Origin of the sequence: Streptomyces spinosisporus (assembly GCF_022698145.1) — a bacterium.
Classification (GTDB): domain Bacteria; phylum Actinomycetota; class Actinomycetes; order Streptomycetales; family Streptomycetaceae; genus Streptomyces; species Streptomyces spinosisporus.
Genome location: NZ_JALDAX010000007.1, coordinates 42,393 through 54,681, shown reverse-complemented (window position 1 = coordinate 54,681; position 12,289 = coordinate 42,393). Strand labels below are relative to the sequence as shown.

Below are 12,289 nucleotides of genomic sequence, written 5' to 3'. Positions count from 1 at the left end.
CACACCTGGAGTTCACAGCTTGTATCTCACCGACCGTTCCGCGCCCGCCCACGCGGGCACCGATCAGGAGCGAAGACGCGGACCGGGCCGCAAGGTCGCCCCCGTCGTCCTCGTACTGGGCACGGTCAGCCTGATCACCGACATCTCCTCGGAGATGGTCACCGCCGTCCTGCCGCTCTACCTCGTCACCACGCTCGGCTTCAGCCCGCTGGGATTCGGCACCCTCGACGGCGTCTACAACGGCGTCAGCGCGCTGGTCCAGCTGACCGGCGGCCACCTCGCCGACCGCATTCGCAACCACAAACTGCTGGCCGGACTCGGCTACGGCCTCTCCGCGCTGTGCAAGCCGCTGCTCCTGCTCGCGAGCAGCATCGGCACGCTCGGCGCGGTCCTCGCCCTGGACCGCACCGGCAAGGGCCTGCGCACCGCCCCGCGCGACGCGATGATCTCCCTGTCCACGCCCACCGGAAAGCAGGGCCGGGCCTTCGGCGTGCACCGCGCGATGGACACCACCGGCGCGATGCTCGGACCGCTCGCCGCTTTCCTCATCCTGCGTACGGCAGTTGACGGCTACGACGCGGTGTTCGGCGTGAGCGCGTGCGTCGCCGTGCTCGGCGTACTGGTGCTGGTGCTGTTCGTGCCGGGGAGAGAGCGGGGGGCGGGCCGGCGGGGTGCCGGGCAGGCAGGTGAGCCGTCCGCATCGGGCGACGCGAGGGCAGCGGCGACAGCGACCGACAGTGACTCGGCGCAGGACGACGCGGCGGCGAGCGACGAGACGCAGGCCGCGCCAGGCGCCAAGCAACCCGTTCGCGTCCGCGAAGCGCTCGCCCTGCTGCGTATACCGCGGCTGCGCGCACTCGCCGGGTGTGCCGCGCTGCTGGGCCTGACCACCGTCAGCGACGCCTTCGTCTATCTGCTGCTGCAACGGCGGGCGGGCATCGCCGAGGAGTGGTTCCCGCTGCTGCCGCTCGGCACCGCCGTCGTCTTCCTGCTGCTGGCCGTGCCGGTCGGCGCCCTGGCCGACCGGATCGGGCGCCGTACCGTGTTCCTCGCCGGACACGCGGTGCTGCTCACCGCCTACGCCCTCCTGCTGTGGGCCCCGGACACACCGGCCCTGCCCTGTCTGGTCCTCGCCCTGCACGGCGTGTTCTACGCGGCCACCGACGGCGTGCTCCCGGCCGCGCTCGCCGCCGTCGTACCCGGCCATCTGCGGGCCAGCGGCCTGGCCATCGTCGGCACCAGCCAGGCCCTGGCCCGGTTCTGCTGCTCACTGGCCTTCGGCGCCGCCTGGACCATGTGGGGCGACGGCCCGGCGCTGGCCGGGTCCGCGATCGGCCTGCTGTGCTGCGCGGCCGTCGCGGGTGTGGTGCTACGACCGGCCGACAGCACCCGATGACGACCTCAGCGACCCGATGACTACCTCAGCCACACGAACCACACGACCCACACGACCCACAGGGACCCAGATGACATCCATGCGCCGCCGCCTGCTCATCCTCGTCGCGGCGGTCCTCGTGCTCGCGGGCGTGGCAACCGGCGTCGTGCTGCACGCCGCCGCCCGCGCGGACCGTGCGAACCGCCCCCAGGCAGGCGGACCCGCCGTCGGCGCGGGCAAGTTGACGCTTGATCAGACCAAGCGCCTGGCCTTCGTCAACGGGGCCGCGGGCCCGCACCGCACGGCGGTCGCCGCGGTCCCGTCCGACGACCCGAAGGCCAAGCGGGTCGCCTCGGACCTGAAGTGCGTGCGCTTCTACGCGGCGGCCGGAACGGGTGTCTGCCTCCAGTCCACCACGGGCGTGCTCAAGCAGAGCAACCGCGCGCTCCTGCTGGATGCGAACCTGCGTACCCGGCGCACCTTCGCCCTCGCTGGCACCCCCAGCCGGGCCCGGGTATCCCCCAGCGGACGGCTGGCCGCATGGACCGTGTTCGTCTCCGGCGAGTCCTACTCCTCGGCCTTCTTCTCCACCCGGACCTCGATCCTGGACACCCGCACCATGAAGCTGGTCCCCAGCCTGGAGTCCTTCTCCATCGTCAAGGACGGCCAGCCCTACAAGGCCGCGGACGTGAACTTCTGGGGCGTCACCTTCGCCCGCGACGACGACACGTTCTACGCCACCCTCAACACGGCCAACAAGACGTATCTGGTGCGTGGTTCGCTCGCGCAGCGCAAGGTCACGACGCTGATCGAGAACGTGGAGTGCCCGTCGCTGTCCCCCGACGAGACCCGCGTCGCCTTCAAGAAGCGCATCCTGTCCCGCACGGACCTGTGGCACGAGTACGTCCTCGATCTCAAGACCCTCAAGGAGACGGCCCTGGCCGAACGCCACAGCGTCGACGACCAGGCGACCTGGCTCGAAAACCACACCGTCGCCTACGCCCTGCCGACCCAGGGGAAGGTCGGCACCAGCGACCTGTGGAGCGTCCCTGCGGACGGCACGGGGACGCCCCGGCTGCTGATCCCGGGTGCCTCTTCGCCGGCTCCTCTCTAAGGGCCGGCCGCCGACGGCGGGCTTCCGCTCAGCGACCGGTTTCGGGTGCCACGTACTCGAAGGTCGGTCCCGCTGTCGTCATGTCCCCGTCGGGTGTCTCCAGCAGGTTCTGGGCCTGCGACTTGAGGGCGTACATCGTGCCCATGGCCGCTCCGAACAGGTGCGGGCTGCCGTTGAAGGTTTGCTCCAGCTGGTCGAGCAGGGTGGCGTACGTGCGGTTGAACCTCTCCTGCGCGGTGCGGATGGGGTTGCCCGAAGGGTGGTCGCTCAGACGGGGGTTGGGGCGCATCGGGAGGATGCCGTCGGGGTCGATCGCGACCGGCTCGCCCGTGGGGCCGGACGCCGCTGTGTCGCCGCGCCGGTAGCGGCGGCCCAGCTGCAGTTCCTTGAACCGGTAGTAGTGCGCGACCTCGTCGCGGTCGGGGTGGAAGATGTCCCGGTCGCCGTCCCAGACCTCGCCGCGTGCGGTGCCCTCGCCCTGCTCGACGATCTCCTCCAGCGCGGCGAGGGCCGAGGCGAAGTCGGTGACGGGCTGCAGCTGTCCTCCGGTGTGGGTGAAGGGGCCTGCCGTGATCTGGCGGGCCGGGTCGCCGCAGAAGACCTTCTCCTCGCCGAGTTCGGCACACAGGTGGTGCAGGCCCTGTTCGACGGCGTCGTAGAACTGCCCGATCGTCTCGTACTGGTCGCCCTCGGCGGGAGCGGCGGGCGGCGCGGGCTTCTCCAGGCGGAGGAACATTTCCAGCGCCTCCGCACCGAACGGGACCAGCGACAACCGGAGCGAGCGGTCGCCGTGGGGCAGGGTCCGGGGGTGGGGGGCCAGCAGGGTCGACGGGTCCAGGCGCGGCTGCCCGCCGACGGCGTTGAGGAGGTTGGCCGCCAGCGCCAGATGGATCATCTCCTCGACGAAGACACTGCTCACCGCCTGGGCGGCGTCCGGGTTCCGGTGCGGGTCGAGTGAGTACAGGGCGCAGAGATAGGGCGGCAGCGTGGCATGTTCCAGTTCGATGGCCCATTGCAGGTGTTCGCGCAGGCTGTCGAGTGTGGTGATCCGTGCTGTCGCGGGCGTCTCGGCGATGCCCGCCTGACCCATCTGCCTCATTTGTTCAACTTCTCCCATGGACGCCCTCCGGCGATGTACGTGTTGCTGTTCGATCGCCAGGTAGGACAGGGCAGCCGCACGATCTGTGACAGCCCGGGGGCGGTCCGGTCAGCTCTCCGCGTCGTCCTGGACGAGCCCCGCGACATGGGCGGTCACCGTGTCGAGGATGTCCGTCCAGGAGGACTCGTCGCCCAGCACCAGGTAGTTGAGGGTGAGCCCGTCGGTCATGGCGGCCAGATAGCGGGCCAACGCCGGTATCGGCACCCGGAGTTGCAGGTCCATGTGGTCGCGCAGCCCGCCGATCAGTTCGGCGTACGCGTCGCCGTAGACCTCGTACTGGCGCCGGGCCAGATGCTCGAACCCCGGCTCGCGCAGGGCGTACTGAGTGAGTTCGTACGTCAGCATGTGCTCGTCGGGATGGGCGCGGACGTGGTCCCAGTAGGCCTGGAAGCCCGCGCGGACGGTCTCCACGAGCGTGGCCCGGGGCCGCAGGGCCTGCTTGACCACCGTCACGGAGTGGTCGGTGAGCGTGGTGATGACCGACTCGACGAGGGCCTGCTTGGAGTCGAAGCAGTAGTGGAAGACGCTCAGGGACACGCCCGCCTCGGCGGCGATGGACCGGGTCGTCGTCCTGGCGACGCCGTCCCGGGCCATCGCCCGTATCGCCGCTTCCGTCAGCTGCTTTCGCCGTTCCGCCGACGGCATGCGCGCCATGGGGGTCCTCGGGGGTCCTTGGGTGTCCTTAGGGGTCCTTGGGTGGCCTTAGGGGTCCTTGCGTGTCCTTAGGTGTGCAGACCTCGATCAGGCGCTGTGGACGCCGACTTCACGCAGCGAGTATCCCCAGTCGGTGCCCCGGCCGAGGCCGTGGACGCGGACGTAGCGTGCCGGCGTCCCGGCGAACCCGGCCGTGTCGAGGCCGCCGTCACCCGAGGTGGTGGACCAGACGGTCGTCCAGTCGGTGCCGTCGGTGGAGACCTCGATCCGGTACGCCTTCCCGTACGCCCGCTCCCAGTCGAGCGTGACCCGGCCGACCCCGTGGGTGGCGCCGAGGTCGACCTGCCACCACTGGTCGTCGCTCCAGTCACTGGCCCACCGGGTGCCGCCGTCGCCGTCGACGGCCCGCCCCGGCCGGTAGCTGGTGAAGGGGTTCCACTCTGCCGAACTGGCCGTCGCCGCCCGGCCCTTGGCGAGATCGACCGCCCCCTGGTGTCGCTCGGTCGCTCCCCAGGTGCCGAGATAGGACTCGGCGCCGTGGAAGAGGTCGTCGACCACGTCCTGGCCGCCGACCTTCCTGATGTCCTCGATCCAGTCGGGGATCATGCCGACGTGGGCGCCGCCGTCGGTGTTGAAGTCGAACATGCGCTGTCCGGCGGTGAGTTGGTCGACGACCGAGCCGCCGTCGACGGTCCTGAAGGGGTACGTCACCTTGTTCGGGGCGTCCGCGCCGCGCGGGGCGGGGTGGTCGCCGACGCCGTTGAAGTCGGTGCCGAAGCCGTAGCCCACCTGGTACTTGTCCCGCAGCGCCTTGGTGCGGTCCGCCTCCGCGACGAATCCCTCCGAACCGTGCATGTACTGCGCGACGAAGCCGCCGAGGGAGTAGACGCGCTCGGTCCAGTCGATGTCCATCCAGCTGTGCGAGGAGATGACGCCGGGGTAGGAGTCGGCCTCGAAGATGTCGAGCGCCCGGCCGACCGCCTTGACGCTCATGTGGTCGATCTCCAGCATCATCTTGCGCTTCATCATGCCGTGCACGGCGTACTCGCCGAGGTCGGTGAGCCCGCGGGTGTTGCACTGGGCGTCACTGTCGTACGACGGGACCTTCACGCCGGGCGGCAGGTCGCCCTCCGCGCCGGAGGAGGCGTTGCCGATGGGGTTGTCGTGCTGCGGGCCGGTGCACTTCTCGGTCTGCCAGAAGGTGCCGGTCGACAGGAACTGCCCGACGTTCACGGCCGTTCCGAGGCCGCCCGAGTCGAAGCGGACTCCGCACAGCGCGTTGTCGAACTTGTGGCACAGGAACATGGAGCGCACGCCGAGGCCGTACAACTCGTCGAGGCCCTTGTCGATGTCGGCCCTGCTGCACTGCGGGACGTCCAGGATCTGCTTGCAGCCGAACGGCTCGGAGGTCTCGACGCCCAGGACGACCGCCAGTTTGCCCTGCTCGACGACCTCACGGGCCTGTGCGCTGTCGGTGACGATCCTGAACCAGCCCTTGCCGGGGCCGCCGTACATCGTGTCGATGTAGTCCTGCAGGGCGTACGTCATCCTCGCCTGCAACCGGATCGACGTCATCTCGTCGCAGCTGCGGTCCTTGAAGGGGTAGACGGAGCAGATCACGCCGTTGGTCACGAGGTCGTTGACGAGCACCCGCTGCCCGCCGCGCCAGGCGCGCTCCACCCAGGCGTAGTAGTCGGCCTGATGGGTCATCGAGTCGTACGCCGGCCAGTCCTTGAAGGTGGGCCAGCCGACCGGGTCGTGCCTGCCGTCGCCGCCGTGGGTGATGTAGTCGAAGACGGCGAGGGTGCCGTCGGGATAGTGCTCGGGACAGTCCTTGAGCGCGTCGGCGACACCCTGCTCGGAGAACACCTTGCCGCAGATCAGCCGTCCGCCGAAGGCCTCGTTGGAGAACAGGTGGTTGTGCGCGTCCACGAACCCGCGCACATCGCCCGAGGCGTCGGTCCCCGTGAACGGCTCACCGCTCACCCCGATCCCGGAGTCCGGCTCGGGACGCCCGGCAGGCACCCACCAGTCCCCCGCCGCCGCCGAACTCGGCGCAGGCCCAAGAGCCATGGCCAGCACCAGAAGGAGCAGCGACAACACGGTGACGTTCTTGCGCCGGCGGTACCAGTGTCGGGTCGACGTCACGGGGCACGTCCCTCGGTCGGCGGGGCGGCGGGGCTGACCGGCCTACGACCGGTTGTCATGACCCGCACAACATTGTGGAGAGAATCGCCGCAGGCGCCTTTCGAGTCAAGGGTCCGGGACGCTTGACCTGATGGATGCGTCGAGGGGCCGTTCGGTGCTCATGCGACGGGAAAGTCGAAATAGGTGTCCGGGTAGGGTTCTGCCTTCAGTGTGTAGTGCCACCACTCGCTGGCGTACGGGCTGAATCCGCAGGACTCCATGAGGGAACACAGTTGTCGGCGGTTCGCCGTCTCGGTCTGGGTGATTCCCTTTGCGCCATGGTGCGAGACGGGATCCATCAGGTCGTGGTCGCCGCCCATGGGGGCGAGTTCGCCGGTGGTCAGGTGATACAGGGTCAGGTCGACGGTGCTGCCCCGGCTGTGGCCCGACCTGGCGGCCACGTATCCCCGGTCGAACATCTCCGCCCTGCTGATGTTCGGATAGTGCCGCGGCTTGGTCAGGCCGTCCTCCGGTTGCTGCGCCCAGCGCAGAAAGCAGTTCACGGCGCGTTGCGGGCGGTAGCCGTCCCAGAGCAGCAAGCCGAAGCCCAGGGATTCGGCCTTCTCCTGTGCTTTCGCCAGAGCCGCGCACAGGGCCCGTGTGCCGACGATCCGATTCGCCAGGTAGCCGTCCACCGGCTTGCCGGTGAAGTTGTCCCACGTGGCGTACTTGGCGTCCCACCGCATTCCGGGCACCAGCTCGTCCACGAAGACGAAGTCCTCGTTCATCGCAGCTTCCCGGTCAGCGCCAACGACACCAGACGGTCGAGCACTTCGGCCAGCGGCAGCTCCGCCGCCGCCATCATCCTCGGATAGCGGCTGTAGGAGGTCATGCCGGGCAGGGTGTTGACCTCGTTGAGGATCACTTCTCCGTCCTCGGTGAGGAACATGTCCACCCGCGAGAGCCCCTTGCACCCCAGGGCGCGATAAACGGCCTGCGCCGTCTCCCGGACGCGTACTCGCGACGCTTCGGGGATGTCGGCGGGCACGATCGCCGTCGAGTTCTCCGAACCGCTTTCGGGCTTCTCCTCCTGATGGATCCTGAAGAATCCGTGCGAGAGCGCGATGCGATCCACCTCGCCCACGACCAGATCCCGATCGTTGCCCAGGACGGCACATCCGATCTCGCTGCCGACGACGGCTTTCTCGATCAGCACCTTCGCGTCGTACCGCCGAGCGGTTTCCACCGCACTGTGCAGCTCCTCTTTGCGGGAGACCTTGCTGACGCCGAAGGACGACCCCGAACGAGCCGGCTTCACGAACACGGGGTAGGTGAGGCTATCGGGATCGATGGTCTCGTCCGCCGTGACGGTCCAGAACTCCGGTGTGGCGATTCCCGCGCTCCGGGCGACGACGTAGGCGAGGGACTTGTCCATACAGAGCGCGGAACTCGGCACGTCGCAGCCGACATAGGGAATGCCGGAAAGCTCCAGCAGGCCCTGCATCGCGCCGTCCTCGCCGAGCCTGCCGTGCAGCACGGGCAGCACGACGTCCAGCCGGATCGTTCCGTACCGCCCCTGCTCCAGTACGAGCAGTCCGTGGACGCCGCGGTCCGGTGACAGGACGACCGGACGACCGCTGCCGTTCTCCCAGCCCGGATCGGGACCGTCGCAGAGCCTCCAGTCGCCGCTCTTCGTGATGCCGATGTAGAACGGTTCGTACTTCGCGGCATCGAGGTTGCGCGCCACTTCCCGCGCGGACTTGACGGAGACGGGGTGCTCCTCGGAAGAGCCCCCGAAAATGATGCCGACCTTCAGCCTGGTCATGCTTGGTTCCCGTTCTCGAATGTCAGACAGTTGACGATGGAGTTCTCGACCGTGTCGCTCAGGGCGTGGTCCGTGTAGTAGGCGGTGTGCGGGCTGATGAGTACGTTCGGCAGTTCCTGCAGCCGCAACAGCGCTTTGCTTTCGATGGGTTTGTCCCGGCAGTCGGCGTAGAAGATTCCTTCCTCTCCTTCGAGAACGTCCAGCGCGGCACCGCCCAATCTGCCGTTCTCCAGTGCCGGAACCAGGGCCTCGGTGTCGATCAGTGGACCGCGTCCGGTATTGATGAGGAATGCGCCGCGCTTCATCCGCTCGATGCGATGGCGATCGAGGAGATGGTGGGTTTCCGCGGTGAGCGGTGCGTGGAGCGTGACGATGTCGCTCCACTCCAGCAATGCGTCGAGAGGCACATGGTCGACGGACGTTTCGGGGCGAGCGTCGTGGGTCAGGATCCGGCAGCCAAAACCCAGGAGCCTGTCCACGACCGCTGTGCCGATACGTCCGGTTCCGATCACCCCGACGGTCAGATCGCGCACCTCTTTCCCGCGTACCTCGTGCAGCCTGTAGTCGTGCAGATCGGCGCGGCGGACGGTTTCCTTGGCATTCCGCACCGCCATCAACATGAGCATCAGGGTGTAGTCGGCCACGCTGTCGGGCGAATAGGAGACATTCCCGACGCGGATGCCGATGCTTTCCGCGTACGCCACGTCGATGTGGTTGTAGCCGATGCTCCGCGTGGAGAGATACTTCACGCCGACCCGGCCGAGCGCACGCAGCGTCGGATGGCCGATCCGGGTTTTGTGACCCACGCTGACGCACCGGTTTCCGCGGGCCAGTTCGGCATTGGACGCGGATACGGCCGCTTCCGTGATGGTCGGTACGACGCCGAAGCCGGGTGCCATCTCCCGGAACAGGGCGGCCTCGTCCGGCTCGCATCCGTAAATGGTGATTCCCGTTGCCGGTGATCGGTTGCGGTGGTCCGCGGTAGCGGTCGGTTCGCTGGAGGTCATGCCGACAGTCAATGCGACTCGATGTTGCCGACGCGTATGCGCTTTTCAATATGACCCCGATATGCTACGTCTCGGTAATATATGGTCGGCATATCGATTTCCGCATACACGCGGGCAACGTCACGCCCTTTCTGCTGAAGGCATGACCTATCGCGAACCAGCGTTTCTGAGCCTCGGTGAGATCGCCGCCGTAGTCGGCGGGACGGTCGTGGGCGACGGCCGTGTGAGGGTGAGCGCTCCGGCGGTGCTCGACGGGCGGCGGGCCGAGCCCGGTGGCCTCTTCGTCGCCCTCGCCGGCGAGCGTGCCGACGGCCACGACTACGCCCGACAGGCGGGCCGGGCAGGCGCGTCGGCCGTGCTCGGTTCGAGGCCGACGCCGCTGCCCACCGTCGTCGTCGAGGACGCCCGGGCCGCGCTGCAGGCGCTCGCCGCTCATGTCGTGGCCCGGTTGCGCGACCGGCTGACCGTGGTCGGGCTGACCGGGTCCCAGGGCAAGACCGGCACCAAGGATCAGTTGGCGGCCGTGCTGTCGAGCGCCGCGCCGACGGTCGCCACCACCGGCTCGCTCAACAACGAACTCGGCGTCCCGCTCACGATGTTGCGTGCCGACGCGGCCACCCGGTTCCTGGTCCTGGAGATGGGCGCCCGTCATGTCGGCGACATCGCGCTGCTCACCGGACTGGTCGCGCCCGACGTCGCCGTCGTCCTCAATGTGGGTCAGGCCCACCTCGGTACGTTCGGATCGCGTGCGGCCATCGCCAGGGCCAAGGGCGAACTGGTGCAGGGGCTGGCGCCCGGCGGCACCGCCGTCCTCAACGCCGACGACCCGCGCGTGGTGGCGATGCGCTCGCTCACGGACGGTCCGGTGCTGACCTTCGGCCGGGCGGAGCATGCCGACGTACGGGTCGTCGATCTGACGCTCGACCGGTACGGCCGGCCGTCCTTCACCCTGCGGACCGCCGACGCCTCGGCCGCCGTCACCCTGCCGCACGTGGGCGCCCACCAGGCGCTCAACGCGTCGGCCGCCGCCGCGGCGGGACTGGCGGCCGGCGTACCCCTCGACGCGGCCGCCGCGGCGCTGGCCACCTCCTCGCTGTCGAGTTGGCGTCTGGAGCTGCGCGAACTCCCGGGCGGAGCCACACTGATCGACGACTCCTACAACGCCAACCCCGACTCCACCCGGGCCGCCCTGGACGCCCTCGCGGCGATCGAGGGCAAGCGCCGCATCGCGGTCCTCGGCCCGATGCTCGAACTGGGCGAGGGAAGCGAGGCCGAGCACCGCGCGGTCGGGGAGTACGCCGCCTGCCGGGCCGACGTGGTGGTCGTGGTCGGCGAGGCCGCCCGGTCGATCGCCGTCGGGGCGGGCGAGGGTGCGGTGACACTCGCCGGCAACGACGCTGCCGCGGACTGGTTGCGCGCCAGCGTCAGCGCCGGGGACGTCGTGCTCGTCAAGGGCTCCCGCGGGGCGCACCTCGACAAAGTCGCCGCCGCGCTGGGGTAGTTCACCGCGCCGGGGTGGCTCACCGGGCCGGCTCACGACCTGCGCGCACGCCGCTTCATATAGAGGTCGAAGGCGCGGTAGACCATCGGCCGCAGCGGCAGGTCCCACTCGCCGACGTAGCGCACCGCGTGTCCACCGGTGCCGACCTTGAACTGGATCAGGCCGACGTGCGGGTCGTCGGCGTCGAGGGTGGGGGTGATGCCGCGCAGGTCGTAGGTGTCGCAGCCGGCGGCCAGCGCGTCGCGGATCATCGCCCACTGGCAGGCGTTGGAGCCCCGTACCTCGCGCTTGTGTGTGGAGGATGCGCCGTAGGAGTACCACGCGTGGGCGCCGACGCGGACCAGGATGGTGGCGGCGACCAGGTCGCCCTGATGGTGTGCCTGATAGAGCCTGATCCGCTCGGGGTCCTCGGCGCGGAGGGCCGCGAACATCGTCTCGAAGTAGCCCAGCGGGCGGGGCGTGAAGCGGTCGCGCTCGGCGGTGTGGACGTAGAGGTCGTGGAATGCCTTGAGGTCCTCGCCGACCGTGACCTCGACTCCCTCCTTGGCGGCCCTTTTGATGTTGCGTCGCCAGAGCTGGTTCATGGCCCTGAGCAGTTCGTCCTCGGTCCGCCCTGCGAGCGGGATCTCGTACTTGAACTGCGGGTGCCCCACGCCGAATCCGTCCTCGGGGCTCTGCGGCAGCCAGCCTGCGCCCCTCAGCCGCTCGGTCACTCGGGCGCCGACGGGGTCGGCCCACTCGCCGGACATGTCGGTGAGCCGCTTGATGTCCGGGGCGACGATGCCCTCCTTGACCTGTGCGGCGCTCCAGGTGTGCGTGCGTACCGGCGGGCCGAGCCGGATCGCGAACGCACCGTGCGCCTTGAGGTGGGCCGCCAGCGGGTCGAGCCACGCGTCGAGGTCGCCGGTCCAGTCGATGACCGGGCCTTCGGGCAGATAGGCCAGCGTGTAGCGGTCGAGCCGCGGCACCGGACGGTGCAGGACGAGTCCGGCACCGACCAGCTGCCGCCCGTCGTACCAGCCGAGGGACTCGCTGCGCCACTCGGTCTTCACCTGGCCCCACGCCGGTGTCTGCAGAAAGCTGACCGACCGCTGCGCCCTGACGAACGCCAGATGCTCGGCGACGCTGATCGACCCGACGGCCAGCCGCACGCCCCCGGCCCCGGCTCCTCGTTCGCTGTATGACATGCGCTCAGTCAAGGCAGGGGGGTGTTGCCGCCGTGTATGCGGTTTTGGATATGCCGCCGATAGGTGCCGGGCCGATCGTTTTCCGCGCTCAGCCCCCGTCCATGTGACCGTCCGTCCCGATCACGTTGTCGTGGTGGCCGCTGTCGCGGCAGCCGTCCGTGCTGCGATGCGCAGCAGACTCCGCCGGCCGGCGCAGGCCGCGGCTCAGCCCCGGGTCGTCGCCGGCGCGAACGAAATGTCCAGCCGGTACAACTCCGTGCGGTAGCTGCACCCTGCAGTGAACTTCCCCTGCCGGTACGTCCGTTCCCCTCGCTGCCCCGCGGAGGTTACTGTTCGGTAG

The 12,289-nt window shown here is 69.2% G+C and carries 10 protein-coding genes; 3 read left to right on the top strand and 7 right to left on the bottom strand.

Annotated features, from left to right (window positions below):
- The first annotated feature begins 19 nt into the window (after positions 1-19).
- Together MQN93_RS19695 and MQN93_RS19690 are read left to right on the top strand one after the other, a co-directional pair.
- Positions 20-1,396 (top strand): MFS transporter, encoded by a 1,377-nt coding sequence (locus MQN93_RS19695; RefSeq protein ID WP_242710563.1) that lies wholly within the window; start codon positions 20-22, stop codon positions 1,394-1,396.
- Positions 1,397-1,466: 70 nt separating this feature from the next.
- Positions 1,467-2,489: a TolB-like translocation protein gene (locus tag MQN93_RS19690; RefSeq protein WP_242710562.1), complete on the top strand. Its 1,023-nt coding sequence runs from the start codon at positions 1,467-1,469 to the stop codon at positions 2,487-2,489.
- A gap of 28 nt (positions 2,490-2,517) precedes the next feature.
- On the opposite strand, the gene MQN93_RS19685 is transcribed toward MQN93_RS19690, so the two are convergent.
- The 6 genes from MQN93_RS19685 to MQN93_RS19660 form a co-directional block, all read right to left on the bottom strand.
- Complete coding sequence (locus MQN93_RS19685) at positions 2,518-3,588, bottom strand: ferritin-like domain-containing protein (protein WP_242710561.1); 1,071 nt, start codon at positions 3,586-3,588, stop codon at positions 2,518-2,520.
- A 108-nt stretch (positions 3,589-3,696) separates the two neighbouring features.
- Positions 3,697-4,302 carry a TetR/AcrR family transcriptional regulator gene (locus MQN93_RS19680; RefSeq protein WP_242710560.1) on the bottom strand — a complete coding sequence of 202 codons (606 nt, stop codon included), beginning with the start codon at positions 4,300-4,302 and terminating at the stop codon, positions 3,697-3,699.
- Between the two features lie 87 nt (positions 4,303-4,389).
- On the bottom strand, positions 4,390-6,450 hold the full coding sequence (locus MQN93_RS19675) for a galactose-binding domain-containing protein (RefSeq protein WP_372504397.1): 2,061 nt from the start codon (positions 6,448-6,450) through the stop codon (positions 4,390-4,392).
- A 158-nt stretch (positions 6,451-6,608) separates the two neighbouring features.
- Positions 6,609-7,217: a D-Ala-D-Ala dipeptidase VanX gene (gene vanX / locus MQN93_RS19670; RefSeq protein WP_016431025.1), complete on the bottom strand. Its 609-nt coding sequence runs from the start codon at positions 7,215-7,217 to the stop codon at positions 6,609-6,611.
- Complete coding sequence (gene vanA-Sc, locus MQN93_RS19665) at positions 7,214-8,254, bottom strand: D-alanine--(R)-lactate ligase VanA-Sc (RefSeq protein WP_242710559.1); 1,041 nt, start codon at positions 8,252-8,254, stop codon at positions 7,214-7,216. The genes vanX and vanA-Sc overlap by 4 nt, the downstream gene beginning before the upstream one ends.
- Positions 8,251-9,261 (bottom strand): D-isomer specific 2-hydroxyacid dehydrogenase family protein, encoded by a 1,011-nt coding sequence (locus MQN93_RS19660; protein ID WP_242710558.1) that lies wholly within the window; start codon positions 9,259-9,261, stop codon positions 8,251-8,253. Before MQN93_RS19660 ends, vanA-Sc begins: the two co-directional genes overlap by 4 nt.
- Positions 9,262-9,403: 142 nt before the next feature.
- Here MQN93_RS19660 and MQN93_RS19655 point away from each other — a divergent pair, with 142 nt between their 5' ends.
- Positions 9,404-10,762, top strand: a complete 1,359-nt coding sequence (locus MQN93_RS19655; RefSeq protein ID WP_242710557.1) for a UDP-N-acetylmuramoyl-tripeptide--D-alanyl-D-alanine ligase — start codon at positions 9,404-9,406, stop codon at positions 10,760-10,762.
- 32 nt (positions 10,763-10,794) lie between these two features.
- Here the strand turns inward: MQN93_RS19655 and MQN93_RS19650 are convergent, their stop codons facing one another.
- On the bottom strand, positions 10,795-11,949 hold the full coding sequence (locus MQN93_RS19650) for a lipid II:glycine glycyltransferase FemX (RefSeq protein ID WP_242710556.1): 1,155 nt from the start codon (positions 11,947-11,949) through the stop codon (positions 10,795-10,797).
- Positions 11,950-12,289: the final 340 nt, after the last annotated feature.